This is a genomic window from Specibacter sp. RAF43 (assembly GCF_052114065.1).
Taxonomy (GTDB): Bacteria; Actinomycetota; Actinomycetes; order Actinomycetales; family Micrococcaceae; genus Specibacter.
In genome coordinates, this window is the sequence record NZ_JBFREA010000017.1 from 40,775 (window position 1) to 66,767 (window position 25,993).

General features: G+C 61.3%; 24 protein-coding genes and 1 pseudogene. 15 read left to right on the forward strand and 10 right to left on the reverse strand.

The features are described from left to right. Positions 1-592: 592 nt before the first annotated feature. The 9 genes from AB4Y80_RS10915 to AB4Y80_RS10955 all read left to right on the forward strand — a co-directional run bounded on the left by AB4Y80_RS10915 (position 593) and on the right by AB4Y80_RS10955 (position 9,126). Entirely contained in the window at positions 593-1,759 is a 1,167-nt protein-coding gene (locus AB4Y80_RS10915; RefSeq protein WP_442214150.1) for an LLM class flavin-dependent oxidoreductase, read from the forward strand. 30 nt (positions 1,760-1,789) lie between these two features. Continuing rightward, the gene (locus AB4Y80_RS10920) at positions 1,790-2,278 is read left to right on the forward strand and encodes a VOC family protein (protein ID WP_442214151.1); all 489 of its coding nucleotides are present in this window, start codon (positions 1,790-1,792) and stop codon (positions 2,276-2,278) included. 23 nt (positions 2,279-2,301) lie between these two features. Next, the gene (locus AB4Y80_RS10925) at positions 2,302-3,066 is read left to right on the forward strand and encodes an enoyl-CoA hydratase/isomerase family protein (RefSeq protein ID WP_442214152.1); all 765 of its coding nucleotides are present in this window, start codon (positions 2,302-2,304) and stop codon (positions 3,064-3,066) included. Positions 3,067-3,089: 23 nt separating this feature from the next. Next, positions 3,090-4,673, forward strand: a complete 1,584-nt coding sequence (locus AB4Y80_RS10930; RefSeq protein ID WP_442214153.1) for a class I adenylate-forming enzyme family protein — start codon at positions 3,090-3,092, stop codon at positions 4,671-4,673. Further along, positions 4,670-6,067 carry an amidase gene (locus AB4Y80_RS10935; RefSeq protein ID WP_442214154.1) on the forward strand — a complete coding sequence of 466 codons (1,398 nt, stop codon included), beginning with the start codon at positions 4,670-4,672 and terminating at the stop codon, positions 6,065-6,067. The genes AB4Y80_RS10930 and AB4Y80_RS10935 overlap by 4 nt, the downstream gene beginning before the upstream one ends. Positions 6,068-6,080: 13 nt before the next feature. Then, positions 6,081-6,437, forward strand: coding sequence for a VOC family protein (locus AB4Y80_RS10940; RefSeq protein ID WP_442214155.1), 357 nt, complete (start codon positions 6,081-6,083; stop codon positions 6,435-6,437). Between the two features lie 13 nt (positions 6,438-6,450). After that, the gene (locus tag AB4Y80_RS10945) at positions 6,451-7,953 is read left to right on the forward strand and encodes an aldehyde dehydrogenase family protein (RefSeq protein ID WP_442214156.1); all 1,503 of its coding nucleotides are present in this window, start codon (positions 6,451-6,453) and stop codon (positions 7,951-7,953) included. A gap of 87 nt (positions 7,954-8,040) precedes the next feature. After that, a complete protein-coding gene (locus tag AB4Y80_RS10950) occupies positions 8,041-8,652 on the forward strand; it encodes a TetR/AcrR family transcriptional regulator (protein WP_442214157.1) in 612 nt (203 codons plus the stop codon). A gap of 57 nt (positions 8,653-8,709) precedes the next feature. Further along, entirely contained in the window at positions 8,710-9,126 is a 417-nt protein-coding gene (locus tag AB4Y80_RS10955) for a RidA family protein (protein WP_442214158.1), read from the forward strand. Between the two features lie 344 nt (positions 9,127-9,470). On the opposite strand, the pseudogene AB4Y80_RS10960 reads toward AB4Y80_RS10955, so the two are convergent. From AB4Y80_RS10960 to AB4Y80_RS10985, 6 genes and pseudogenes are all read right to left on the reverse strand, one after another. Beyond that, positions 9,471-9,692: pseudogene (locus tag AB4Y80_RS10960) on the reverse strand (IS481 family transposase); the annotation flags it as partial. A gap of 168 nt (positions 9,693-9,860) precedes the next feature. Then, entirely contained in the window at positions 9,861-10,586 is a 726-nt protein-coding gene (locus AB4Y80_RS10965) for an ABC transporter ATP-binding protein (protein ID WP_442214159.1), read from the reverse strand. Further along, positions 10,586-11,347 carry an ABC transporter ATP-binding protein gene (locus AB4Y80_RS10970; RefSeq protein WP_442214160.1) on the reverse strand — a complete coding sequence of 254 codons (762 nt, stop codon included), beginning with the start codon at positions 11,345-11,347 and terminating at the stop codon, positions 10,586-10,588. Before AB4Y80_RS10970 ends, AB4Y80_RS10965 begins: the two co-directional genes overlap by 1 nt. Next, positions 11,344-12,402, reverse strand: coding sequence for a branched-chain amino acid ABC transporter permease (locus tag AB4Y80_RS10975; RefSeq protein WP_442214161.1), 1,059 nt, complete (start codon positions 12,400-12,402; stop codon positions 11,344-11,346). The genes AB4Y80_RS10970 and AB4Y80_RS10975 overlap by 4 nt, the downstream gene beginning before the upstream one ends. Continuing rightward, positions 12,399-13,247: a branched-chain amino acid ABC transporter permease gene (locus tag AB4Y80_RS10980; RefSeq protein WP_442214162.1), complete on the reverse strand. Its 849-nt coding sequence runs from the start codon at positions 13,245-13,247 to the stop codon at positions 12,399-12,401. Before AB4Y80_RS10980 ends, AB4Y80_RS10975 begins: the two co-directional genes overlap by 4 nt. 38 nt (positions 13,248-13,285) lie before the next feature. Further along, entirely contained in the window at positions 13,286-14,455 is a 1,170-nt protein-coding gene (locus tag AB4Y80_RS10985) for an ABC transporter substrate-binding protein (RefSeq protein ID WP_442214163.1), read from the reverse strand. 393 nt (positions 14,456-14,848) lie between these two features. On the opposite strand from AB4Y80_RS10985, the gene AB4Y80_RS10990 reads away from it, so the two are divergent. Genes AB4Y80_RS10990 through AB4Y80_RS11000 form a run of 3 tightly spaced genes read left to right on the forward strand, consistent with a single transcriptional unit; the run spans position 14,849 to position 17,495 of the window. After that, positions 14,849-15,178, forward strand: coding sequence for an NIPSNAP family protein (locus AB4Y80_RS10990; protein ID WP_442214164.1), 330 nt, complete (start codon positions 14,849-14,851; stop codon positions 15,176-15,178). A 35-nt stretch (positions 15,179-15,213) separates the two neighbouring features. Continuing rightward, positions 15,214-16,314, forward strand: a complete 1,101-nt coding sequence (locus tag AB4Y80_RS10995) for a flavin reductase (RefSeq protein WP_442214165.1) — start codon at positions 15,214-15,216, stop codon at positions 16,312-16,314. A gap of 41 nt (positions 16,315-16,355) precedes the next feature. After that, positions 16,356-17,495, forward strand: coding sequence for a CynX/NimT family MFS transporter (locus AB4Y80_RS11000; protein ID WP_442214167.1), 1,140 nt, complete (start codon positions 16,356-16,358; stop codon positions 17,493-17,495). A gap of 14 nt (positions 17,496-17,509) precedes the next feature. Here the strand turns inward: AB4Y80_RS11000 and AB4Y80_RS11005 are convergent, their stop codons facing one another. Both AB4Y80_RS11005 and AB4Y80_RS11010 read right to left on the reverse strand, forming a co-directional pair. Further along, positions 17,510-18,283, reverse strand: coding sequence for an SDR family oxidoreductase (locus tag AB4Y80_RS11005; RefSeq protein ID WP_442214168.1), 774 nt, complete (start codon positions 18,281-18,283; stop codon positions 17,510-17,512). An 82-nt stretch (positions 18,284-18,365) separates the two neighbouring features. After that, positions 18,366-19,889 (reverse strand): helix-turn-helix domain-containing protein, encoded by a 1,524-nt coding sequence (locus AB4Y80_RS11010; protein WP_442214169.1) that lies wholly within the window; start codon positions 19,887-19,889, stop codon positions 18,366-18,368. 136 nt (positions 19,890-20,025) lie between these two features. Here AB4Y80_RS11010 and aceA point away from each other — a divergent pair, with 136 nt between their 5' ends. The 3 genes from aceA (at position 20,026) to AB4Y80_RS11025 (ending at position 23,922) form a co-directional block, all read left to right on the forward strand. Further along, on the forward strand, positions 20,026-21,348 hold the full coding sequence (gene aceA, locus AB4Y80_RS11015) for an isocitrate lyase (protein ID WP_442214170.1): 1,323 nt from the start codon (positions 20,026-20,028) through the stop codon (positions 21,346-21,348). Between the two features lie 84 nt (positions 21,349-21,432). After that, positions 21,433-23,097 (forward strand): malate synthase A, encoded by a 1,665-nt coding sequence (gene aceB / locus AB4Y80_RS11020; protein ID WP_442214171.1) that lies wholly within the window; start codon positions 21,433-21,435, stop codon positions 23,095-23,097. A 114-nt stretch (positions 23,098-23,211) separates the two neighbouring features. Beyond that, a complete protein-coding gene (locus AB4Y80_RS11025) occupies positions 23,212-23,922 on the forward strand; it encodes a DsbA family oxidoreductase (RefSeq protein ID WP_442214172.1) in 711 nt (236 codons plus the stop codon). Positions 23,923-24,155: 233 nt separating this feature from the next. Here AB4Y80_RS11025 and AB4Y80_RS11030 read toward each other — a convergent pair whose 3' ends face one another. Continuing rightward, complete coding sequence (locus AB4Y80_RS11030) at positions 24,156-24,995, reverse strand: carbohydrate ABC transporter permease (RefSeq protein WP_442214173.1); 840 nt, start codon at positions 24,993-24,995, stop codon at positions 24,156-24,158. Further along, the gene (locus tag AB4Y80_RS11035) at positions 24,988-25,962 is read right to left on the reverse strand and encodes a carbohydrate ABC transporter permease (protein ID WP_442214174.1); all 975 of its coding nucleotides are present in this window, start codon (positions 25,960-25,962) and stop codon (positions 24,988-24,990) included. Before AB4Y80_RS11035 ends, AB4Y80_RS11030 begins: the two co-directional genes overlap by 8 nt. Between the last annotated feature and the right edge of the window lie 31 nt (positions 25,963-25,993).

Consider the following 25,993-nt stretch of genomic DNA (forward strand, 5'->3'; position numbering starts at 1 on the left):
GTTCACCACCATTTCGAAAATTCGCTATCTGAACACGTAGTTCTAATAGCGCACACTAAGCATAAGGGTGTGCGCCACCTCACGCAACTGGTTCGCGCTTCCGGCTGCGCTTGGCCCAGTGTCCGGGCCCCGGGAAGCTCCCGGGCCGGCCCCCGGTGCGACGCACCTGGCTTTCCCCGTGCGCAGAACCGGCGTTGAGTTTCGTGCATTTTCCCCGGTGGCGTCGGGTCTGGGAAATTTCACTACCGCCATGCGCAAAACCCGGCCTGAGTTCCGCGACGGAGAAAATTTCAGACCGCCAGGCGCGGAACTCGCCACGGGTTCCGTGCCGGTGGCCAAGGGGAGCAAGACTCGGCTCGAGTTCAGCGCAGGGGGATGCGCGCGCCGAGCGTTCCGGCCCCTACTCGCCGCCGAATGGACCCCCACGCACGGCCCGGGTAAGCGGCCGCGAGCTCTACTCCCGGCGACAGGCCCAACAACACTCGATCCAGGTTTCACCCGATCCGCGCAACCCCTTGACAGGACCGTCATTGACGCATAAATTTACTAATCAGTCATTCACTTACTGATCAGTTAGTAAAAAGGAGAAGTCATGCGTTTTGGATTCATCAGCGAAGGCGAGACCGAGGCGGGGACAACGCATCGTACGCGGTACATGGAGCTCATCGATGAGATGCTGCTCGCGGAAAAGGTCGGATTCGACTTGGTGGGCACCTCCGAGCAGCACTTCGCCATCGGTGGGATCTCCGTTTCGGCCCCGGAAACCCTTTACCCCTATGTCATGGCGTTGACCAGCCGCATCAAGTTCATTCACGCGATCACCCTGATGCCGAAAAACTTCAACCATCCTCTTCGCGTGGCCGAGCGCCTGGCGACTGAAGACATCCTCTCCAACGGTCGTGTTGAACTTGGCACGGGGCGCGGCAACACCACTTTGGCCCTGCGGGCATTCGAAGTCGGCGTCGAAGAGAACAAGGCACAGTGGTCCGAAGGCGTCGATCTGCTCCGTGCCGCGTTCCTCAATGATCCGTTTCACTTTGAGGGCGAGTTTTACAAGGTGCCCCCGCGCAGCCTGACCCCGAAGCCGGTGCAGTACCCCCACCCTCCGATTTCCGTTGCGGCAACGAGTCCGCAAACTCACCGGGAAGCAGCCGAGAAGGGCATTGGAGTCATCAGCTCCTCCAGTTTCATGGGTTTTGAGTACCTTAAGAATGCGTTGGCCCTCTACGATGAGACGTTCGCCGCGACGACTCATGATTTCCCCACCCAGCAGAGCAAATCGGTCATGATCTTCGGAACCGCCATATGCCTGGAGACGATGGACGAAGCCCTCAAAGAAGTGGGCCCAGCCATGGAATATGCCAAGAACGCGTTGGGTGCATATGAGAGGCTGTCGAAACTCTCCGAGGATTACGCCTACATGGGCGCTGTCAACGGCGTGGACTTCCACGACAGGGACTTCATGCTCAACGAGTCCGCCGGCTTCATCGTGGGCGACCCGGCCGAGTGCATTCGCCAGGTGCAACGCTACGCGGATCTCGGCATCGATACGCTGCTGCTGCGGATCGACTCCATTCCCCACGATGTCATCATGCGCACCATCGAAATGTTTGGAAAATACGTGATCCCCCACTTCACGGCCCCCCAAAACATCGTCAAGTCGGCAGACGACGCCCTCGAAGAAATTCGCGCGCTGCGTCCCATCCATGAAGCGAACCTCAGAGCGCTCGAAGAAAAAATGGCCGGACAGTTGCAATAGATTCCCATCGACACACACCCAGAAGGAAAAATGGCTAAAATTACCGAATTCCTCACCGTCAATATCGCCGTTGAGTCCCTGGCACATTCCATTCCCCAATATGAGGCCCTCGGTCTTGGTCATCTGCCTGCAGCCCCATGGCCGGAACCTCCCATTGAGATGACGGATGTGACGTTTGAGATTCCGCCCACTCCCGCAGCATTGTCGCTCATTGAACCTTGGAAAGGCGGGGGCGCCGTTGGGAAATTCATCGAGAAACGCGGGCCCGGAGTCTACTCCATTGCCGTGCGGGTGGATGATCTGGAAGCGGCCATGCGGGATTGGTCAGCGGCGGGCATGGAGTGGGTAATGGAGGTTCCTGCCGAAGTTCCGGAAGGTCGGGCTGCACGGTATGTAGCAGACCGAGTTACCGTCAATTGGGTCAAACCCAAGTCATTTGGCGGTGTCCTTCTGGAAGTTTTTGAAATCAAAGGCAATGTTCGCCTGCACCCCGACAGCTCGGCCGCCAACAACGGCTGAACCGAATCATTGAAAGGACCTTTATGTTGCATGTTGAGCGCAAAAATGACATCGTCTGGTTGACCATGGACAGACCTCCGGCCAACGCCTTGGACAATCAGACGCTTCGTGAAATTGTGGGAATTCTGGAAGAGATTAACCAAGACCTTGGCGTGCGCGGTGTTGTTGTCACCGGCGCGGGAACTAAATTCTTTTCCGCTGGCGGAGACGTCAAAGAATTTTCAAGTATCACCCAGGAGCAGGGGCTTGAACGTGTGCGCCTCGGATCCAGGCTCAAGGCGTCATTGGGAGCGTTGGAATGCCCATTGGTTTGTGCAGTCAACGGCGCCGCGATCGGCTCGGGGATGGAGATGGCAGCATTAGCGGATTTCTGCGTCGCGGCCGATACAGCTCGTTTCGGCATGCCTGAAATTAACCACGGCTTGCTGCCGATGGCCAAGGGTATTCAACAACTGGTGAACGTAATAGGGCTAAAGAATACCAAGGACGTCCTATTCAGCGGCGAGATTTTCGGCGCTGCCAGGGGCAAGGACATGGGTCTGGTCCACGAGATCGTCAAGCCTGATGAATTGATGAATCGGGCGGACGAGTGGATCTCCGACATGGCCAGCAAACCGTCCGAGCTGTTTAGGGCACTCAAGCGCACCATCGTCACGGGCATGCACCTGAGCGACGAGGAACTCGAACGTATGACCGAGCGCGACTTCCTGCGCTATTTCGGCGCAGAGGAAGCCACCGCTAGTCTAACGTCATTCATAAATGTTTCGGAGACCCGCACCGCGGTGTAGGCACGCTAAGGAGTGATTCATTGATGGACATGCGAACCATGCTCCTGCAAGCTGCAGAGCGAAACCCTGATACGGTCGCGCTTTCCGAGGGCCAAGAACGGCTGACCTACCACGAATGGAACCTTCGGGTTGTCGCCCTGGCGGACAGCCTGCACCGTCGCGGCATCCGGCATGCGGACCGTGTGGCGATTGGCATGCGGAATTCTATCGACCACGCAACAGCGTTCTTTGCCACGCAGATGCTGGGCGCCGTGGCGGTTCCGTTTAATTTCCGCTTCAAAGAAGACGGCATTTCATACATACTGGCCAATTCAGGGGCCCGCGCCGTCATGGTCGATGAAAACCTTAACACTGAAAAGATTCGGTCATCGTCCCGGCTGTCGGATGATATCCTCTGGATTCGTTCGACCGGAGCACTTGCCGATTACGAAGTCAGCATGGAGGAAATGATCAGCAGCGGTGGTGAAGAAATTCACAACCGAGTTGACTCCGAGGACCTCAGCGCAATTATCTATACGTCCGGAACCACGGGCCGGCCCAAGGGTGTTCCCATCACTCACGGAAATTCGTACTCCCGTCTGGTCACATACATTATGACCGCGGGTCCGGCTTTCGACAGCGGAGCCCGCACTCTGGGTGCTGCTCCGCTTTACCACACGGTGGGCATGCACTGGGTTTTCCTGCAGACGGTTTTTGTGAATGGGACGTACTTTCCGGTTGCCCGCGTGGACGAGCACACGCTCCCCATGATCCGGGACGAACGGCTGACCTTCCTGTTCGGATCACCAACGTTGTTCCGGCAACTGCTGAGCTCGACCCCGGGCGCAGACCCCATTGAAACAGTCACGGAAATTGCCTACGGTAGCGCCCCAGCCGAGCCGGAACTCCTCCAGGAAATGTCCGATCGTTTCCCCAACGCCAAAATTTCCGAGGTGTACGGCACTACCGAGTTGTCCATCCCCTTTGTCACTGGAAGCATGGCCGGGCGCCTGCCCGGAACCCTACGTCCAACGGGTGACTTTAGAATTCGCCTGGTAGAGCCCGGCGGCGGGCCAGATGAAACGGTCTCGGGTGAAAACGTCGGCGAACTTCTGGTCGAAATGTCGAATCCCGGAATATTCAAGTCCTACTGGGGTGATGACGGAGAAAGCAAAACCGCCGAAAAAGTGGAAGCCGGATGGTTTCATACCGGAGACGCCTTCTGGCGTGACGAAGACGGAAGCTACTATTTCAAGGGCCGTCTCGATGACATGTTCGTCAGCGGTGGGGAAAACATCCAACCTGCCGAAGTCGAGAACATGCTCAACGGCCATCCCGGCATAAGCGAAGTCGCCGTGATCGGCACACCGGATCCAAAATGGGGTCAGGTGGTGACGGCATTCATCGTCCTCGCAGACCGGACCCTGACCGAGACCGCGATCGATGCCTACGCTCGGCAGAGCACGCTTGATGACTTCAAACGGCCTCGCAAATTTGTCTTCCTGGACGAAATTCCCCGCAATCCAAGCGGCAAGATCGTGCGCCCGGAACTGAAGTCCATCTTCTACTCCGGACAGGCAGGCACAGATCCCGATCTTGGACAGCACGCCGCAAAGGTCAGCCAGTGAGAGAAGGATCAGTCACACAGGAACAGGGCACCTGGACCTTGAGCGCGGGCGAATTGCTCCGCCTCTACGCAAGCGGCGATCTTTCCCCTGTGGAAGTGGTCACCGAACAGTTTGAGAGGATTGAACAGCTTAACCCGCAGCTCAATGCCTACCTTGCAATGGACCCCCAGGGAGCCCTCGAAGCGGCAAGAACAGCAGAGGGTCAATGGCGAGATCGCCGTCGATCCACCGAGGTCCCGCCCCTTTGCGGCGTCCCCGTTTCTGTCAAGGACACGGTGGAAATCGCGGGTATGCCGACAACCTACGGCTCACTGGCGTTCAAAGGGCATAGGGCACAGGATTCTGAGATCGGTCGTCGACTGCGACGGGCAGGCGCAATCATTCTCGGGAAAACGAACACCCCTGAATTTGCCCTGTCCACCTACACCATGAACCGCCTCGGCCCACCCGCCGCCAGCCCCTGGGATGTCCAACGAAGCGCGGGCGGATCCAGTGGCGGGGCGGGCTCGGCCGTCGCTGCGGGATTGGGGCCCATCGCCATCGGCACTGACTCCGCCGGATCCATTCGCCTCCCGGCGGCTTATGCCGGGGTACTCGGTTTGAAACCAACCTTTGGCTCCGTTCCTGTCGTTCAAGCCTGGCGCGCATCTCCAAACCGGTCACACTCCGGAGTTCTGACGCGGACAACAGGGGACGCCCGCATGGCGATGGAAGTTCTTACCGGTGCGATCCCAGGTCCTGCCTCCGTTCACCGGAAATCCATAGTGGGCGCCAGAGTCGCTGTCCTACCGCACGATCCCAACTATGGCGGCGTTGTAGAGAAGGCCGCCGCCATCTTGCAATCATCAGGCGCACAGATAATAGAGGCGCCACACTTGCCCCTGAATRCTGCCCCGGCTGAATTGGAAGAGGGCGTCTGGGCCTTTTCCGGCGAACACTATGCTGCTGCGGAAGCGCTCCGTCCGGACTTTTGGACCCAACACGCCCAAGATCTTACCGAATACTCCTACCCAATCTACGAGGCCGGGCAGCGGGCAAAAGCTTGGCAATACCGACGGGTGCTTGACCTGAACGAAGTGTTCAAGCGCAATGTCCAGGACTGGTTTGAACCGTTTGATTTTGTATTAACATCTGTCAGCCCAAGCGCCCCCGTTCAGCCCGTCAGTACCGCCCAAGGAGGACTCGGGCCCCGATATCCTCTTCTCTCGGCCTGGAATATCACGGGCAATCCAGCAGCCGCCATACCCATGGGTTTTGATGACCACGACTTGCCGATCGCAGCGCAGATTGTCGGTCATCTTGGTCAGGACGCCGCTGTATTGGACGTTGCCGAGGTCTTTGAAGCAGCACAACCCTGGAAGAATCTGTGGCCGCCGTTGGCCACCCGGCATTAGGAGTTGAGATATTTTGACAGTCAATGAGGCAAATCTTCGCGGGGTCATTCTCTCCGTTGATGACATGGATGCCCAATGCGCGTTCTACCAGCAACTATTCGGTCCGCTGAAGATCCGCGACGGCGATAAGTGGGCAGCCTTGGAAGTTGGAGGCACCACGCTAAGTTTCGCCGGGGCTGACGAGCAGACTGGCCAGGCGATGGCGCTAAGCGTCAAAGTCGACGACATAGATGTGGCATTGGATGCCGCACTCGCCGCCGGGGGCGTCCTGGCGTCGGCACCGGCGCACGGCGCCCACGAGATCCGCGCATCGGTGACAGATCCGGCCGGTCACCTGATTGTTTTCTACAGCGCATTATCCCCCGCATAACTTGAGGAACACGATGACCACTATCGACCAGACACCCGGCAATTTGACCGCCCTGCTACCTTCAGTGATGAAGTTTCTTGACCGTGAGCCGGCACTTCTCATTGACGGCCGCTGGCAGCCGGCCCGGTCGGGGGAAACTTTCGTCTCCCGCAACCCCGCAAACGGCTCGACGCTGGCCAAAATTGCGTCCGGCGACGCAGAGGACGTGGATCTGGCTGTCAAAGCCGCCCGCCGCGCTTTCAAATCCGGCCCGTGGAGCCGCACCAAGTCGTCGGACCGGGCTCAAATGCTGTGGAAATTGGCCGATTTGATCACGGAGCACGCGGACGAGCTTGCGCAGCTGGAAACCCTGGACCAGGGGAAGCCCCTGAACGTCTCCCGCGGCGCCGACATCCCCGGTAGTGCTGAGACGTTCCGGTACATGGCAGGATGGGCGACCAAATTGACGGGCAAGACCATCCAGGTGGGTGCGCCAGGTGATTTTCACAGTTACACGCAGCTCGAACCTGTTGGCGTGGTGGGTCAAATCGTGCCTTGGAACTTTCCGCTGGCCATGGCCGCATGGAAACTTGCCCCGGCCCTCGCGGCGGGCTGCACAGTGGTGCTCAAACCCGCAGAAAATACGCCTTTAACGGCTTTGCGCCTCGGCGAACTGATCCAAGAAGCAGGGTTCCCGGACGGCGTCGTCAATATTGTGACCGGTTTCGGTGACACGGCCGGCGCCGCCATCGCACAGCATCCGGACATCGACAAGGTCGCCTTCACCGGCAGCACTGGCGTTGGCAAGAGTATTGTCCGTGCGGCGATCGGGAACCTCAAGCGAGTTAGTCTGGAACTCGGCGGCAAGAACCCCAGCATAGTCATGGAGGACGCCGATCTGGTGGCCGCGATCCCCGGCCTCATCCAGGGGTCCTTTGCGAACTCCGGACAGGTATGCACGGCGCCCTCACGGATATTTGTCCATGGCAGCGTCTTTGAGGATGTGCTTGCCGGACTCAGTGACGGCGCACGAGCATTGAAGGTCGGTCCGGGGTTGTCCCCGGGGAGCCAGATGGGCCCGGTGATCTCCGAGCGACAACTTGTGAGTATCACCGAACATATCGAGGGCGGAGTTACCGCCGGGGCCAAGGTTACAGCCGGCGGCGGACGATTGGGGACAGAAGGCTATTTTGTGGCACCCACTGTCGTGAGCAATGTCAGCAACGAAATGCCGATCGCCCGCGAAGAGATTTTTGGACCGGTGGTCGTGCTGTCTCCCTTCCGCGAAATCGACGACGTCCTTCATATGGCCAATGACACGCAATATGGCTTAACCGCCCAAATCTGGACGCAAAATGTTTCGAATGCGCATCGCATGGCTACCCGTATCGATGCCGGATCCATCTGGGTCAATGGCAAATCCATGGACATCGCCCTGCCCTTCGGCGGATTCAAGCAGAGCGGCTGGGGCCAAGAGAAGGGGGTGGAAGGTGTTGAGATGTACACCCGTTCGAAAACCGTTGTCGTCGCGTTGTAGATCGTCAAGGGGACAATTCGATCGATCGTTCAGTAGAATGAATCTCAGCTTGTAGTTGAACGCATTGCTGACGAACGGATACTCACCATGAACAAGGCGTCTTCGCCTCGCACCAAAGAGGAACGCTACGAAGAACGGTTCGAGGAACTCATAGCTGCGGCAGCGACCGTCTTTGCGGCCAGGGGCTATGCCGATACGACCATCCAGGCGATAGCCCGAGAGATGAATATGACGGGAGCCGCGCTTTACTACTATGTGACGAGCAAGGATGAGCTGCTGTATGAGATTTGGAAACGGGCTGGAGCGAAGCTGCAAGCAGCCATCGATGAAGTACGGACTGAGGACCTCTCCGCCGAAGAAAAGTTGAAGCTGGTTTTTCAGAGGCATCTGGAGGTAATTATCCGTGACAAGCCAATCTTTGAGGTTCTTATCCTCCAGCGTTCGCGTCTTCCCGAGTTTCGAAGAGAGTACCTGGAAGAAGACGAACGTCGCTATCAAGAATCCCTCACCGAGCTAATTGAAGCAATCCCCGCGGAGCGTATGCGCCTACCAGACTCCAAGGTTTTGGCGCTTGGGGTGCTGGCGCTCCTCAACGGCGTAATCCGCTGGTACTCCCCCTCAGAGCGGCTCTCCCTGCAGGAAATCTCGGAACTTTACTTCGAAATGTTCGCTAACGGTGCACTCAAGTCTCCCTTGTAGGGTCTGACCCTCCAGTTCGTCTTTCGCCCCAATGATGCACAGAAAAGGTGTGAGTCCATGTCAACCAAGACGCCAAGCCCGATGGCTGCTGCGCCAGTACGGGAAGCAATCCATACTGTGAACGCCCCGCCGCCGGCAGGCACCTATAGCCAAGCCATCAAGAGTGGCGGTCTCGTCTACATTTCCGGTCAAACGCCACGTCGGCCCAATGGCGATCGGGTGCTGGACGAACCTTTCGAGGTGCAGGCGGAGCTAGTCATGCAAAATCTGCAAGCAGTTGCCGTTGCCGCCGGATCTTCAATTGGAAACGCGGTACAGGTCACCGTTTTCCTAAAGGACCCCCGCAACAGCGCTGCCTTCGATGCCATTTATAAGAAATGGGTCGGCAACCCGGCACCCTCTCGCACATTGGTTCAGTCCTCTCTCACAATAGGCGAACTCGAAGTCAACGCCGTCCTGGCTGTCGGCCCATAGCGACTGCCCCGACATTCTTGGCCGCATCGAGCCTCGGTCCGTCGTCACGGGCGCGGGTAACAGAGACTGAACTGTCCTCCCACGCTGTTAGGTAGTGAAGGTGTCTCGTCATGGCTCGGCGTTCCGGGCCGTGACGAGCGTGGACTCCAAATCCAGGATGTGCGGGGCAAGGGCTGTTGCTGTCACTCGGAGTGCGGTCCACGGCAGCAGTCAACCAATCCTGCCCCCTGCTGGCTGCCTATGGGCGCTTTCTCTTCGGCTAGTTGTATTACCCACGGAGGTTGGGGACGCGGATGGCTGGCGCCAGGCCCTTGAGGTGTGGCCTCGCTGAGGATCCGGATCTTGTTGCGGTTCCCGGCGGCTTTGTGGCCGCCACCGTCGGGGATCAGACGGAAGTTCTTGATGTCCACGCGGATCATGTCCCCGGGGGCGTCGTGTTCATAGCGGCGGATCACCCGCCCGCTGGCCCGGTCCAGCCAGGCCAGCTGCGCCAGCCCGTACCGACTGAGGACATTGTGCACGGTGGAGGGATGGCGGCCCAGCAGATAACCGATCCGGGCCGGCCCCAGCACCGGTCCACCCGCAGCGCCGGCTGCAGGCGGCCGCGGGGCCTGAGAATCGCATTACCTTGGGACAAGAAGACCTCCGGTTGAGAAATGGTTATCTAGACAATTTCCACTTCACCCGGAGGTCTTCTTTATGTCCCCTGGCCACGCCGCATGTCACTAACGGATCTATATTTCTGATTCCGTGTAGCTTGCCATCAGCGCCTCGCGACCAAGAATCTGTCCCGCCTCGCCCGAATGGACAATCTGTCCATTGACCAGCACAATATTTCGGTCGGCCACAGAGGCGGCAAAAGCATGGTGCTGTTCAACAAGGACAATGCCCATTCCGTCATTCCTCAGCGCCTCCAAAGCCCTGCGAAGGATGTCGAAGACCTGAGGGGCCAGACCTTGGGTTGGCTCGTCAAGCATCAAGACGGTCGGGTCGCCGGCTATCGCTTTGCCCACGGCAAGCATCTGCTGCTCCCCTCCGGACATATCTCTCGCCCTTTGCTCCATGCGATCGGCCAGGACAGGAAACAATTGGGTCGCCTTCGCTATGAGTTCATGGCGCCGATCCTCAGGGGCGAGCCGCGAGCCAAGCAGAAGATTCTCCCGGACGGTCATCGTCCCGAATAGACCACGTCCTTCCGGGACAAGGCGGAGCCCCGCACGGGCTCGCCTGTACGCAGGCAGACGATCGATGGATTTGCCCCGAACCGAAATCGCCCCTTCACCGGCGACAATCCCGGCAATCGAGCCCAGCAGGCTGGTTTTCCCGGCACCGTTGGGCCCCAGAACCGTCACAATCTCTCCGGCTCCGACACTAAAGTTCACCTCACGGCATACCCTGATGTGGCCGTACCGGGCCGAGATGCCCGAGCACTCAAGAAGTATTTCTGCGTGTTTTGTCATCAGCTCTCCTCCTTGCCCAAATAGACCTCCACCACGCGGGGATCCTCCTCAATGGCCTCCGGTGCTCCGGAAGCCAGAAGCTGCCCTTGAGCCAAGACAGTGACCGATTCGCAGACACTCTTGATGAATCCGAAGTTGTGTTCGACAATCAATACGCCGACGCCCGAGTCCCTGAGACTTCTCACATGTTGGGCCAGCATTCGGCGCTCGTTTTCATCCGATCCCGCGGCAGGTTCGTCAAGAAAGACATACCGCGGGCTGATAGTCATGCAGCGGGCAATCTCCATAACCCGTAATCTCCAGAGCGGTACATCCGCCGCGCGTTCGTCGGCAACCTCCTCCAGGCCGAAACGCGAAATCAATTCCTCGGTTTTCCGCTGCATATCCTTCTCTTCGCGGCGCTGTCTTGGCAATCCGAGCATCGTGGAGACTATTTTGGATTTCGCATGCGGGTAAAATCCGGCCAGCACGTTCTCGCGGACGGTGGCGTGCGGCACAAAACGAGGCGTCTGAAACGACCGAGCCACCCCTCCCCAGGCCCTCTTGTGGGAGGGTTCCCGAGTAACGTCTTTCCCGTTGACCGAAATGAGGCCGGCGGTCGGTTGAACAAAACCTGAAAGTACGTTCAGCAGCGTGGTCTTGCCGGCTCCATTGGGGCCGATCAAGGCCTGAACTCTCCCCTGCCCTATCTCGATATGAACGTCCTGCAGCGCCTGCAGTCCGCCAAACCTAACGCTTATGCCGTTCGCTAGAACACTCACTGTGCATCTCCTGCCGGAATCTTGGTCGACAACTCGTCTACGCGCGCCTCCGCGCCCCGTGTGTGCTCGGAGGCATTGGGCGGCGTGCCAATGCCGCGACGGAACCATCGCCGCCACCGTGCCCTCCAGTCCTCGCCCAGCACGCCCTCGGGGAACACAAGCAGGGCGATGATCAGTCCCACCCCGTAGAACATGCCGTGCACTTCGCTACCTGGTACCGAGTCCTGCAGGAGAACAACCAAGACGACGCCGATAATCGGACCGAGCAGCGTCCGTCGTCCGCCGACGATTACAGCAATGGCAATCATGAAGGATAGATCAAGCGAAAGCGACGACGGAGCCATGTAACTTCGCATATGCGCGTAGTACCATCCTCCCAACCCTGCCAGTCCCCCCGCGAGAGCGAACGCGGCCGACAAGCGGGCCGTGACGGGAATGCCAAGGCTTGCGGCCAAGACGGAATCGGTGCTGATCGTGCGAAGGGCGCGGCCCTGATTGGAGGTTCGCAGCCGGACGTAGATGACCAGGACCACTGCCACAAGAAACCAGCCGAAAAGATGCCCCCAAAACAGGTTCGGCAGGAAGGGGATGGGCGGGATACCCGAGAGTCCCACGTAACCACCGGTCAGGTCCCCGCCCTCGTTGACCAACAATTGGATCAGCTGGCTAAATGCCAGTGTCGCCAATCCAAGTGCAAGCGGCGACAGCCGGACGATCAGTCTGGCCATGCAGAAGGCGAGCACGAGTGGAACGGCGATGGAGAATATCAACCCGATGAGGGGGGACACTCCCATGTTCATGGTGACAATGGCCGTTGCATAGGCGCCCAGTGAGGCGAACGTCGCCTGAGCGAACGAGAGCATCCCGCCAAGACCGTAGCTGAGTCCAAGTGAGACGGCGATGACTGAAAAAGTCGCGATGGTTACAGACGTGTCCAGGTAGCCCGGATTTCCGGCTATGAACGGTGTGACCGCCGCGACCAGTATTATCATCACCACAACAGGGGAAGAGCCGTTGTTGAACAGGTGATTCCGACGCGCCATTTGTGTAGTCATGGTCGCGCTCCCACTTCTAGTTTAAAGCGCCCGGTCATCAATATGACGAGGATGAACACCAGTGGAACCATCGAAGCGAAGGAGGCGGGAAAATATCCGGCACCCATCGCTTCCACCGCACCAATGACCATGCCCCCGGCAAAGACGGCGATCAGCCCCTTGGCGCCGAATACGATCATGGCTCCAAAGGCCGCGATGGTAAGGGTCAATCCCAGGCCGTATGACATTCCCCGTGTAAACACCATCAGTACCCCGGCAATACCGGCCAGAGCGCCACTGATGGCAAAAACAGACAACTGGACCCGCTTTACGGGAATACCGGTCAATTCCGCGCTCCGGGCGCTGACCGCCGAAGCCCGTAACGTCTGCCCGAGCGATGTCTTATACATAATCCAGATCACGGCTCCAACCAGCGAGAGAGCAACGGCGATATTGAAGACCGATTGCCGGTTGACGGACACTCCGCCCAGCGCCCAATTCCCGGAGAGGAGCGCAACATGGCGAGGGTTCGTGCCAAATGACCACAGAACCAGCGACGTGGCCGCGAAGAGTATTCCAATACTGGCAAAAGCGGCAGAAATGGAATCAGTGGCACCCTTCTTCTGGAGGGCGAGAAATATTGTTCCCATCAGCAACGCCATGGTTGCGGCCGCGCCAATGCCGGCCAGGATTCCCCACGGCAGGCCCACCGCCGCAGCCACCATTCCACCCACCGCCGCATAGGCACCTACACCGAGGTCAAGCATGGTTGTGGTCTGCAAGATCAGGCCCATCGACGTCGCCAAGAGGCCATATATGGCCCCCAATGCCAAGCCGATGATGATGAAGTTGATTAGTGTTGTCATGGATCCTCCAACATGGAATTAGTCCTTATCCGGCCAGGTCAGTCCGCGGAGACAAACTTTCCGCGGTCAACCGTTGTCCAAACCAACGCATTCGAAGCCAAGCCGTCATGGTTGTCGGCGCTATAGCGATACGGTTGAATCGCCCAGGCCACATACTCTTTCCCGTTTTCCAAGGCATCCCGCAGGCCTTCACCACTCACTGTCGAAGCTTCCTTCAGGGCAGCGGCCGCAACAGCGATGGAGTTGGCACCAAACAGATCGGCAAACCCTCCTGCCGGTTCGTTTCCGGCTTTCCGGATCAAATCGTAAAGCTTCTGTTGTTCTACGGTGGGAGCACTGGGATTGATCATGTTCGCTACGATGAGACGTTTGCTGGCCTCTTCGCCGGCATTCTTGATAATGGCATCCTGGGCTACGGCCAAAGCACCGTACATGGGGACATTTAGTCCAAGTTCATGAGTTGTTCGCAGGAATGAACCACCGACACCGACCGAAGAGAGCGGCAGGATTACGGCATCAGGTTTGGCTTCGCGGATTTTCGTCGCCTGCGCTGAAACATCGGTCGCCTCCAAGGGCACGGCGGCAGCTGAAACAATTTCGAACTGGTCATCCTTCGCGTCCATCTTCTGCAGCAGCTCCGCGGAGAATCGACCTAAGGCGTCTTCCTGGTAGAACACGGCGATCTTGCGGTGGCCATCTTTCTTCGCCCGCTCAAGGAGAGCAGGGATGGTTACCGTGTCGCTGACAGAAGTGCGAAAGACCCAGGGAAAGAAGCTCTGAGCAGGGTCCGTTACCCCGATGGTACCGTTCGGGGCCAAGACCGGAACTTTGTTCTGAGCCGCCACGGGAGCCATCGCAAGCGTCCCGCTGCCGGTACTCGATCCGACAATCGCCACCACGCCCTGGGAGGAAATCAACCGTTGGGCCGCCCGAGCCGCTTCTGTTGGATTTGTCTTATCATCGGCAACCACCAGTTCCAGTTGCCGACCCTTGATGCCACCTTCGGCATTGACCTTGTCCACGGCAACCTGCGCTGCGTTGCGCTCTGGAATGCCGAATGCTGCCGCCGGACCAGTCAGGGAAAGGACGGCTCCGATCTTGATCGGTTGATTGTCGTTGCTGGCACTTTGTGCCGGACCGCCACAGGCTGTCAACAGAAACGACAAGCCCACCATCCCAGCCCATACTGCCTTTGGCATTTTTCTCATTTGGGGTCATCCTTACTCATCGTTGGACACGGGCCGAACCGGCCCAGATCCGAAACTGATCCTGTATTGCGGTGATTTTCGTTTTTTCCTTGAGTCACCCGGACACCCCCAGCGCGGCCGACCAAGGGCCAGCCACGACCATTCCGACCTCATCGTGGGAAATCTAATAAACAATCATTCAAATTGTCTATTGAGCAGTTAGTCAACCACGGGGAGCGACGACTGTCAACGGATTTTTTCCGGGCATCAGCTGGCAAGCACGCCGGAGCGGTGTCTCCACCCGGTCCACCGCATCCATTAGCGCAAAGGGTTGACGTGGACCGTAATTCTATTGAATGATTAGTCAAACAAACGGAGCTTCTTCCGACATCAGCTGCACTGAAAGGCAGACAAGTGATCTACGAACTGCGTCACTATGTGGCATGCCCAGGCAAGGCCGAGCAACTCGAGGAACGGTTCCGGGTCGCAACCCTCCCGCTGTTCCAAAAGCACAACATGCATCTGGTCAATCTGTGGAGGGAATCCGGTAACGAAGATGAATTCTGGTACCTCCTGAGATTCCGATCCCCTGAGCAGCGGGACGACGCTTGGAAAGCGTTCGGCAAGGATCCCGAGTGGCAGTCGGCGAAAGCTGCATTTGAAGCTCACGGGCCCCTCGTGAGCCACCAGGAGAGCCGCCTCTTGCTGGCGGCCAACACCACCTCGGGCGACGTCCACCCTTGACTCGGTCTAATCCACCTGCACTAAGGAGCACCCAAATGAACACCCAAATGAACGCCATCGACGGCGCACGTTTCCGCGAGGTCCTTGGCCACTACCCAACGGGCGTGTCTGTTGTCACAGCCACAACACCGGCCGGCATGCCAGTGGGTATGGTGGTCGGCACTTTCACCTCGGTATCCCTCGAGCCTCCTCTCGTCGCCTTTCTCCCCGACAAGTCCTCGACCAGCTGGCCACTAATCCATGAATCCGGCTCATTTTGCGCGAATGTCCTCAGTGCAGACCAGGAAGTCCTGTGTAGGAAGTTCGCCAAGAGCGGCGGCAACAAGTTCGAAGACGTTGAGTGGACTCCAAGCGCATCTGGATCTCCCATCTTGAATAACGTGGTGGCCTGGGTTGACTGTGATATTGAGCAGGTGGTCGAATCCGGGGATCACTACATCGTCATTGGCCGCGTTCGCGATCTGGACGTTATGCAGCTGGCAAGTCCCCTGGCATTCTTCCGTGGCCAGTTCGGCCAGATATCCCCGCAACCGGCAACCAGTTCCATGGAGGTGACCGACAATTCACGATCGGTGGCCGAGCAAGTGGCCGCCTTGTTTGCCGAGCGAGGCCCACGCCGAACCATGGCAAGGGAAATCGCCAACCTGGCAGGAGAATCGGCGGATCGATTTGATGAACTCTTCCCCTCGCGGGACCAAATCGTTGACCACCTGCTCACTGACTATCTGCAGACCCTCCTGGATCGTTACAAGGAAGCAGTCAACATACCGGGGGGCAGCGCGCAGACCCTGTCCGCATTGATCGGCGCCATGCTTGCGTCCGTGGACGACCATCGGGCAGCCACGGTCCTTTTTCAAAATGAACGGGCAAATATTTCAACCGATGCAAGCTCGACCGTCCCTGCCCTCGAACACGAGATGCGGGAGCTTTGGACCGCTGTCATCAGTGAGGGAATGAAAACAGGGGCGTTTCGATCAGATGTCGACGCCTCAATGGTCTACTACTTCATCCGAGACGCGGCCTTCATGGCCGCTCGATGGCATCGTCCCGAGGGCCGCTACACCACAACCGAACTCGCGGGTCAGTACACTCGCCTGATACTTGACGGAGTTGCCACGAACCGGCCTTCCCGTTGACTCAAACTTTGCGGCCGGAACGGTCCAGATCACGGACGGCCATGTGGACCACGATGGGGGTGGTGCTGGTTGCCGTCAATCTTCGCCCGGCCATCGTCGCGGTTGCTCCCGTGGTAGGTGACCTAAGGACGGATACCGGACTCAGCGGGGCATCCATCGGGGTCCTCACGGCAATCCCCTTGTTGTGCTTTGGGTTGCTCTCGCCGATGATGCCCCCCATCGCACGACGGTTGGGCATGGAGAAGACCGTATTCCTGTCCCTGTTGTTGTTGACTGCAGGATTCGGCATGCGATGGATACCTTCGTTGCCGGCCCTATTTGTGGGAACCGCCCTGATCGGCGTGGCCATCACCGCCGGCAATGTATTGATTCCCGGCCTCATCAAGCAGGATTTCGCGAGGCGCCCGGGACTCATGATGGGCTTCTACTCTGTCGGGCTGTTTACTGGTGCCGCCCTGGCCAGCGGCATCACCGTCCCGCTCGCGCGCGCCGCGGGGTGGGATTGGCGGGGCGCACTTGGCATGTGGATTATTCTCGCGATAGCCGGCACCCTGGCATGGCTGCCACAGCTGGTGGAAAAAAGAGGTCAGGGCAGCACGAACATGTTCCAGCTGGCCCGCATTTGGCGGAGTCCGCTAGCTTGGGCCGTCACCGGATTTATGGGCTTGCAGTCGCTCCACTACTACACGGTAACCGCCTGGTTGCCCGAAATCTTCACGTCCCGCGGGTACCACCCGGCCCTGGCCGGACTTTACCTCGCGCTGGCCAGCACGGCAGCCATCCTGACGTCGCTGTTGGTGCCGATCATTGCCGGCCGCATGAAAAACCAGCGCTGGCCCGGGCTGATAGTCACCCTGATGGCAGGTCTTGGCCTCGGCGGAATACTATATACACCCCAACTGGCCCTTCCGGCAGTGATCCTGGTGGGGCTGGGTCAAGGCGGGGCGATCGGATTGGCCCTGTTGTTGATCGTCTTGCGTACAAGAAGCCCCGGAGACGCGGCCGCCCTCTCCGGAATGAGTCAGAGCGCCGGCTACTTGCTTGCTGCGGCGGGGCCGGTGTGTATCGGTGCGTTGCATGATTGGAGCGGTGGGTGGCAAGTCCCCCTTCTCCTGCTTATCGCACTCCTGGTCCCTCAGGGCTATTGTGCCTATACTGCGGGCGCAAACCGGGTGGTCTAAAGCGATCGCCAGGGTCAGGCGAGGCCGCCGGCGTTGAGGAGGCCGCCGTCGAGGGTCAGCACCTGCCCGGTGACCCAGCCGGCGTCGGCGGAGACGAGGAAGGCAACCGCGGCGGCAACGTCGTCGGGGGTCCCCAGGCGCCGCAGCGGGTAGGAGGCGGCCACGTGCTCCTCGCGGCCCTCATAGAGTGCGCGGGCAAAATTGGTCTTGACCACGGCCGGCGCCACGGCGTTCACCCGGATGTCCGGCGCCAGCTCCACGGCCAGGGTGCGCGTGAGGTGGGACACCGCGGCCTTGCTGATGCCGTACAGGCCCAGGCCGGCTGCCGGGACCTCCGCGCTGACGGAGGATAAGTTGATGACGCTCCCGCGCCGCTTCCGGAAATCCAGCCCCGGATGCGCCAGCGCGGCCTGGGTCCAGGCGAGCGTGGCCAGGATGTTGACCTCGAAGATCTTCCGGGCGGCGTCCAGCTCGGCCGTTGCCAAGGGGCCGAACACCGGGTTGATGCCGGCGTTGTTGACCAGGATGTCCAGCCCGCCAAACTGCAAGGCGACGGCGTCCAGCACCTGGCTGCGATGGCTCGCGTCGTCCGCGTGGCCGGCCAGGGCGACGGCGGTCCCCTCCGGGAGGGACGCCAGCGCCCGCTGGAGCTGCTCCCCGCCCCGGGCGGTGATGCACACGCGGGCGCCCTCGGCCGCCAGACGCTGCGCGACGGCGAGACCTATCCCCCGGCTGGCGCCCGTGACGACGGCCGTCTTGCCCTCGAGCCTGTGGCACTGGGCCTCCATGCGTTCCTCTCCGCCGCCGGGTTGGCCACCGGCCGGTCATTGCCAGCATGGTGCGCATCGGGGCGGCGGTCAAGGGCGCGGCCTACCGCTCCTGGTGCGCCGCCAGGAACTTGTAGACCTCGGTCTCATCGACGCCGGGGAAGGCGCCCTGCGGCATGGCGGCGAGCAGGTGCGAATTCGCCCGGGTCGAGGGCCAGGCGTTGCCGGCCCATTCGGCCGACAACGCCTCCGGAGGGCGCCGGCAACACGAGGGGTCCGGGCATTTGGACTGCGAGCGCTCGGTGGTGTCGCGGCCGCGGAACCATTTCACATGCGCATACGGCACGCCAATGCTCAGCGAGTATTCCCCCGAGGAGTGCCGCTCGGTCCGGGCGGTGCACCAATACGTCCCCACGGCGGTGTCCGTGTATTGGTTGAAGGCGCGGAACTTGTCCGGAACCTCAAACACCGCCCGCGACGTCCAGAACCGGCACACGGCCTGGCCCTCAATGGCGCCGGTATGGTCGGCCGGGAAGTTCACGCCGTCGTTCTCATATGCCTTGTGGATGATCCCGGACTCATGCACCTTTTGAAAGTGCGTGGTGATGCCCAAATGCTCGGTGGCCAGGTTGGTGAACCGGTGGGCGGCCGTTTCATAGGAGACGGCAAAGGCGTCCCGGATGTCCTCAATGGCCAGTTCCTTGGCCGCCTTGGCCTCCGTGAGGAAGTCCACCGTGGCGCGTTCGGGCATCAGGAGGGACGCGGCAAAATAGTTGGTGTAGACCCGTTGCCGCAGGAAGTCCGCGTAGTCGCGCGGGGTCTGGTGCCCCAGCACGAAGTGCCCCAGCGCCTGCAGCAGCACGGAGCGGGGGTCGTGGTCGGAGCGCTGGCCGTGCGTCAGATAAATTCGGTGATTCTTCAGATCGGTCACCGAGCGGGTGGAATGGGGCAAATCCCCCACGTAGTGCAGGTCGAATCCCAGGTGCTCGGCAATGTCCGCCGCCACGTGGTGGGACAGCGGTCCCCGGTCGTGGCCCACGGCCTTGAGCAGGTCCTGGGCCTGGCGTTCAATCTCCGGGTAGTAGTTGTTCCGGGACTTCATCTCCTGCCGCAATTCCGAGTTGGCCCGGCGCGCCTCCTCGGGGGTGGCCGACTGCTCATCCAGGCGCCGTTCCAGCTCGTGCTGCAGGCCCACCAGGGACTCGAGAATTTCCATGGAAAGCCGCGAACTGACGCGGACGGTGGGCAGTCCGAGCGATTGGTACAAGGGCCCGCGCTGGGCCTTTTCCAGCTCGATTTCCAGCGCCGCCCGGCGGCTGGGCGGCTCGGCCCCGAGCAGCTGGTCAAGCCCGACGCCGAGGACCCCGGCCAGGTGCTTCAGCAGCGTCAGCTTGGGCTCGCGTTTGCCGTTTTCGATCAGGGAAAGCTGCGACGGCGCGGTCCCCACCTGCGCGCTCAAGTCATCCAGGGTCATGCCCAGCTTCTTGCGCAGGTGCCGCACCCGCCGGCCCAGCGCAATCATGTCCAGCTCGCCGTCGGCGGCACCCGCCCTGGCGTCTCGGGGGGACGAACCGGTCAGTGTCCAGCCTGCATTGTTCATTTCTTGAGAATACAAGAAGAAGTGCAAATCTTTCCAGTAATTACCTCTAGAAACCCTTGGAAAACCCCGGAATAGTGGAAATCACGAAGAAGGAAGCGGGTTTCGAGAGGCCCGATCACCGGGTTTCGACAGGCTCAACCATCGACCACAAGGAGCGACCACCATGACTGCAGCATTTGACCCCGCAACGACGCCGGAGCAGAGCAACGCCGCGGCAGCCGCCGCCCTCGAACTGGAGTGGGCCGCCAACCCCCGCTGGAACGGCGTCGAGCGCACCTACTCGGCCGAAGACGTCATCAAGCTCCGCGGCCGGGTCCAGGAGGAACACACCCTGGCGCGCCGCGGCTCCGAAAAACTGTGGAACCAGCTGCGCAACGCCGCACCGGGCGGCTACACAAACGCGCTCGGGGCCCTCACCGGCAACCAGGCGGTCCAGCAGGTCAAGGCCGGCCTGAAGGCCGTCTACCTCTCCGGCTGGCAGGTCGCCGCGGACGCCAACTCCAACGGCAACACCTACCCGGACCAGTCCCTCTACCCCGTGGACTCCGTGCCCAAGGTGGTCCGGCGCATCAACAACGCGCTCCTGCGGGCGGACCAGATCGAATTCTCCGAAGGCCAGCAGAGCGTCGAGGACTGGCTGGTGCCGATCGTGGCCGACGCCGAAGCCGGCTTTGGCGGCCCCCTCAACGCCTACGAGCTGATGAAGTCCATGATCGACTCCGGCGCCTCGGGCGTGCACTGGGAGGACCAGCTGGCCAGCGAAAAAAAGTGCGGGCACCTGGGCGGGAAGGTCCTCATCCCGACCAAGGCGCACGTCCGCACGCTGAACGCCGCACGGCTCGCCGCCGACGTCGCCGGCGTCCCCTCCGTCATCATTGCCCGCACGGACGCCGAGGCCGCCACCCTCATCACCTCCGACGTCGACGAGCGGGACCGGCCCTTCCTGACCGGGGAGCGCACCGAGGACGGCTTCTACAAGGTCCGCAACGGCCTGGCGCCCTCCATTGCCCGGGCCCGCGCCTACGCCCCCTACGCCGACCTCATCTGGATGGAGACCGGCACTCCGGACCTGGAGCACGCCCGGGCGTTTGCCGAAGGCGTCAAGTCCGAATTCCCCGACCAGATGCTCGCCTACAATTGCTCGCCGTCGTTCAACTGGAAAAAGAACCTCGACGACGCAACGATCGCCAAGTTCCAGCGCGAACTCGGCGCCATGGGATACACCTTCCAGTTCATCACCCTGGCTGGTTTCCACTCCCTGAACTACTCGATGTTTGATCTTGCCCATGGCTACGCCCGCAACGGCATGAGCTCCTACGTCGAACTGCAGGAGCGCGAATTTGGCTCCGAAGACCGCGGCTACACCGCAACCAAGCACCAGCGCGAAGTGGGCACAGGCTACTTCGATCTGGTCGCGACAGCGCTGAATCCAAACAGCGGCACGCTCGCATTGGCTGGTTCCACCGAAGCCCAGCAGTTCCACTAACCCTTTCGTAGCTCGAGCCCGGTGGCCGGGCCCGGTGATCCGATCACCGGCCCGACCACCGGCTCTTTTGCACAGGAGACTCCCATGAACTCGACGAACAGCTTGAACGGCATCACCTTCAACGGCATCACCATGACGGCCCAGCCCATCCATCGCCAGGAGGAAATCCTCACCCCCGAGGCCCTGGATTTCATTGCCGCCCTGAACCGCACGACGGCCGGGCGCCGCCAGGAACTGCTGGCGGCCCGCCAGACGCGGCGCACCCAAATCCTCAGCGGCTCCGATCCGCGCTTCCTGCCCGAGACTGCCGCCATCCGCGAGGACCCCCGCTGGCGGGTGGCACCCCCGGCCCCCGGCCTGGAGGACCGCCGCGTGGAAATCACCGGCCCGGTGGATAAGAAAATGACCATCAACGCGCTGAACTCCGGCGCCAAGGTGTGGCTGGCGGACATGGAGGACGCCTCCACGCCCACGTGGGGCAATGTGATCCGCGGGCAGCTGAACCTCATCGACGCCCTGGAACGGCGGATCGACTTCACCTCCCCCGACGGCAAGGAGTACAAGCTGGCGCCGCAGGAGGACCTGCCCACCATTGTGGTGCGCCCGCGCGGCTGGCACCTGCCGGAAAAGCACCTGCTGATCAACGGCAAGCCGATGGCCGGCGGCGTCGTGGACTTCGGCCTGTTCTTCTTCCACAACGCCCGCCGCCTGCTCGCCCAGGGCAAGGGGCCGTACTTCTACCTGCCGAAGATTGAAAACCACCAGGAGGCCCGCCTGTGGAACGACATCTTCATCCAGGCCCAGGACCTGCTCGGCATCCCGCAGGGCACCATCCGTGCCACCGTGCTGATCGAGACCATCACGGCCGCCTTTGAAATGGAGGAAATCCTCTATGAACTGCGCGACCACGCCGCGGGCCTGAACGCCGGGCGCTGGGACTACCTGTTCTCGGTGATCAAGAACTTCCGCACCCGCGGCCCGCGCTTCGTGCTGCCGGACCGCAACCAGATCACGATGACGGCGCCGTTCATGCGGGCCTACACCGAGCAGCTGGTCCGGGCCTGCCACCGCCGCGGGGCCATGGCCATCGGCGGCATGGCCGCCTTTGTCCCCAACCGCCGCGACCCGCAGGCCAACGCCAATGCGATGGAGAAGGTCCGGGCGGACAAGACCCGGGAAGCCAACGACGGCTTTGACGGTTCCTGGGTGGCCCACCCGGACCTGGTCCCGGTGGCCATGGAGGTCTTCGACGCCACCTTGGGCTGGAACCCGAACCAGATCAGCCGCACCCGGGACGACGTCGAACCCGACGACCGCGCGCTGCTCGACGTCGCCGGCACCCAGGGCACCATCACCGAGGAAGGCATCCGGGATAACATCTGGGTGGGCATCCAGTACATCGAATCCTGGCTGCGCGGCCACGGCGCGGTGGCCCTGAACAACCTCATGGAGGACGCCGCCACCGCGGAAATCTCCCGCTCCCAGATCTGGCAGTGGATCCACAGCCAGGCCATCACCGACCAGGGCGAGCTGATCACCTACGACTGGGTGACCGAGCTGCTCGACGAGGAATTCGCCCGGCTGCCGCGCTTTGACGCGGACCGCTTTGACGAGGCCCGGGAGATCTTCGAAAATGTGGCCCTGGGCGAGGTGTTCCCCGCGTTCCTCACGCTCTCCGCCTACGCGAACTACCTGCACGAGAGCCCGGTCGGGGAGCCRGCACCCAAGCGGGCGCTCACCGCGGCCTAAGTTTGGTTGGCTTCGCCGGACGCGCGCCACTGCAGGCCCGAAATCCGGGCCCCGGCGAAGCCAGCCTTTATCCCGGCCCGGAATAACACCCGGGCCATCCCGGTTGGCGCCAGTATGAAGATTGAAATCTGGTCCGACGTCGCCTGCCCGTGGTGCTACATCGGAAAACGCCGCTTTGAGACCGCCCTGGCCGCCTTCCCGCACAAGGATTCGGTGGAGGTGCAGTGGCGCAGCTACCAGCTCGACCCCACCCTCCCGGACCATTACGACGGCACCGAGCTGGGCTATCTGGCCGAGCGCAAGGGCATGGATCCGGCGCAGGTGGCAGGCATGTTCGCCCATGTGGCCGAGCAGGCCAAGGGCGAGGGCCTGAACTATTCGTTCGAGGACGTCGTGGTGGCGAACAGCTTCAATGCCCACCAGCTGATCCACCTGGCCGCCGCCCACGGCCGGGGCGACGCCGTCAAGGAAGCCCTGCTGTCGGCCCACTTTGAACGTGGCGAGGACATCGGCAGCCGCGAGTTCCTGGTCCGCACCGGCGTTGCCGCGGGCCTGGCTGCCGCCGAGATCACCGAGGCACTGGACACCGACAAGTACGCCGACGACGTCCGGCACGACTTTGCCGAGGCGCGCGCCCTGGGGGTATCCGGGGTCCCGTTCTTTGTCATTGACCGCAAGTACGGCATTTCCGGCGCCCAGCCGGCGGCTCTCTTCAGCCAGGCGCTCGAGGAGGCGTGGCAGGAAGCGCACCCGCTGACCATGGTCGCCGCCGGCGACGCTTCCCCCGACGCCGCCGCCTGCGGCCCGGACGGCTGCGCGATCTAAGCCCCGCCCGCCGCCGGTCGCGGCGGGGCCGGTGTTCCCGGAGGTCGCGTCAAGGAGACTGCAAGGCCGCCCGCACGCCACACTCGACGACCGGCGGCGGAGCCGGTGTTCCCGGAGGTCGCGTCAAGGAGACTGCAAGGCCGCCCGCGGCCGTCAGTCGGATAGCGACCGAGGGAATGCCGGCTCCGCCGCCGGACGAACGACCGGACGAACGACCGGTGACGGCGAGGGAACTACTTGACGGCGCCGGCGGTCAGGCCGGCCACGAAGTTGCGTTGCAGCAGCAGGAAGCCGATCACGATGGGGACGCTGACCACCACGGAGGCGGCCATGATCTGGTTCCAGTACACATTGGTCTGGGTCGAGTAGAGCTGCAGGCCCACGGCCAGGGTCCGGTTGGCGTCGGTGGTCATGACTGACGCGAACAGGACCTCGCCCCAGCTGGTCATGAAACTGTAGATGGCAACGGCGATCAGGCCGGGGCGGGCGGCGGGCAGGATGACGGTCAGCAGCGCGCGCATGGGGCCGCAGCCATCCACCTTGGCGGCCTCGTCCAGCTCTCGCGGAATGCCGTCAAAGTAGCCGGCCAGCATCCAGATGGAGAAGGGCAGCGAAAACGTCAGGTAGGTGATGATCAGGCCCAGGCGCGTGCCCACCAGCTGGATGCCGAAGTTTGTGTTGATGTTCACGAAGATCAAGAACAGCGGGAGCAGGAACAGCACGCCGGGGAGCATCTGCGTGGACAGGACCGTCGTGGAGAAGACCGACCGTCCGCGGAATTTGTAGCGGGAGATCGCGTACGAGGCGAAGATGGCGATGATCAGGGACAGCACGGTGGCGATGGTGGAGACGATCACCGAGTTCACGAAGTAGTTGGCCAGCGGAACGGTTTTCCACATGTCCACATACGGTTGAAGCGTGAGCGCGCTGGGCCACCAGGAGAAGGCGCCCTGGACGTCCGCCAGCGGCTTCATGCCCGAGATCACCATCACGTAGATGGGGACGATGGTGAAAATGCTCAGCAGCGTGAGCGTGATGACCCTAAAGGCTTTGGCGCCGGTTGTTTCATGCACGCTGGTTCCTCCTTTTCATGAAGAGCAGGTAGATTCCGCTGACCAGCAGCAGGAACAGCAGGAGCAGGACGGACATGGCGGCGCCGGAGCCGAAGTTCCAGGTCAGGAACGACGCATTGTAGATGTGGAAGGAGATCAGGTCCCCGGCCGGCGGCTGGGCGTTGCCGAACAGCACAAAGGGAGTGTTGAAGTCGTTGAACGTCCACAGGAACATGACCAGGACCAGGACTAGGTTCACGGGCCGGAGCATCGGGACGGTGATGGCCCACCATTGGCGCAGCGGCTTGGCCCCGTCCACGGCGGACGCCTCGTACACGTCGGTCGGGATGGACTGCAGCCCGGCCATGAGCATCAGGAACGCGAACGGCCACAGGCGCCAGATGGCCACGACCACGACGGCCGCGAAGGCGTTGTCGCCAATCAGCCAGAACGGCTTGTCGCCGGCCAGGCCCAGGTTGTCGTACAGGAAATGGTTGACGGCGCCGGTGTCCTTTTGCAGCATGAACTTCCAGGCAATGACGCCGGCGTACATGGGCAGCGCGTAGGGGATCAGGAACAAGGTGCGGAAGATGGCGCGGCCACGAAAGGTCTTTTGGAGGGCGACGGCGGCCGCCATGCCCAGGGCCCAGGAGATCGCCACGACGAGGATGGTAAAGGCGACCGTAATGAGGAAGGACTTCAGCAGCCCCATGCCGACGGCGCCGTTGAAGTCCAGGGCGACCTGGTAGTTCTTGACCCCGGTGAAGGGTGCGTTGCCCCAGTTGGCAATGAACATCTTGGTGAGCTTGAGGAAGCTCATCCAAATGCCCGTCACCATGGGGATGACGTGGATGACCAGTTCGAAGACGACGGCGGGCGCGAGGAGTGCGTAGGGCAGCCACCAGCCGACACGGCGCGGCTTGCGGGACTTGCCCCCTGGTACGCCGGGGGACGGCCCGGACTTTTTTGCGGCGGTGGTTGCAGTCACTGCTGACACTCACCTTTCTTCAGGTTAGTGG

What these genes read in the sequence shown, in the direction of transcription:
- AB4Y80_RS10915 (WP_442214150.1), top strand. Translation starts at nt 593, where the DNA reads ATGCGTTTTGGATTCATCAGCGAAGGCGAGACCGAGGCGGGGACAACG.
- AB4Y80_RS10920 (WP_442214151.1), top strand. Translation starts at nt 1,790, where the DNA reads ATGGCTAAAATTACCGAATTCCTCACCGTCAATATCGCCGTTGAGTCC.
- AB4Y80_RS10925 (WP_442214152.1), top strand. Translation starts at nt 2,302, where the DNA reads ATGTTGCATGTTGAGCGCAAAAATGACATCGTCTGGTTGACCATGGAC.
- AB4Y80_RS10930 (WP_442214153.1), top strand. Translation starts at nt 3,090, where the DNA reads ATGGACATGCGAACCATGCTCCTGCAAGCTGCAGAGCGAAACCCTGAT.
- AB4Y80_RS10945 (WP_442214156.1), top strand. Translation starts at nt 6,451, where the DNA reads ATGACCACTATCGACCAGACACCCGGCAATTTGACCGCCCTGCTACCT.
- AB4Y80_RS10950 (WP_442214157.1), top strand. Translation starts at nt 8,041, where the DNA reads ATGAACAAGGCGTCTTCGCCTCGCACCAAAGAGGAACGCTACGAAGAA.
- AB4Y80_RS10955 (WP_442214158.1), top strand. Translation starts at nt 8,710, where the DNA reads ATGTCAACCAAGACGCCAAGCCCGATGGCTGCTGCGCCAGTACGGGAA.
- AB4Y80_RS10965 (WP_442214159.1), bottom strand. Translation starts at nt 10,586, where the DNA reads ATGACAAAACACGCAGAAATACTTCTTGAGTGCTCGGGCATCTCGGCC.
- AB4Y80_RS10975 (WP_442214161.1), bottom strand. Translation starts at nt 12,402, where the DNA reads ATGACTACACAAATGGCGCGTCGGAATCACCTGTTCAACAACGGCTCT.
- AB4Y80_RS10980 (WP_442214162.1), bottom strand. Translation starts at nt 13,247, where the DNA reads ATGACAACACTAATCAACTTCATCATCATCGGCTTGGCATTGGGGGCC.
- AB4Y80_RS10985 (WP_442214163.1), bottom strand. Translation starts at nt 14,455, where the DNA reads ATGAGAAAAATGCCAAAGGCAGTATGGGCTGGGATGGTGGGCTTGTCG.
- AB4Y80_RS10995 (WP_442214165.1), top strand. Translation starts at nt 15,214, where the DNA reads ATGAACACCCAAATGAACGCCATCGACGGCGCACGTTTCCGCGAGGTC.
- AB4Y80_RS11000 (WP_442214167.1), top strand. Translation starts at nt 16,356, where the DNA reads ATGTGGACCACGATGGGGGTGGTGCTGGTTGCCGTCAATCTTCGCCCG.
- AB4Y80_RS11005 (WP_442214168.1), bottom strand. Translation starts at nt 18,283, where the DNA reads ATGGAGGCCCAGTGCCACAGGCTCGAGGGCAAGACGGCCGTCGTCACG.
- aceA (WP_442214170.1), top strand. Translation starts at nt 20,026, where the DNA reads ATGACTGCAGCATTTGACCCCGCAACGACGCCGGAGCAGAGCAACGCC.
- AB4Y80_RS11025 (WP_442214172.1), top strand. Translation starts at nt 23,212, where the DNA reads ATGAAGATTGAAATCTGGTCCGACGTCGCCTGCCCGTGGTGCTACATC.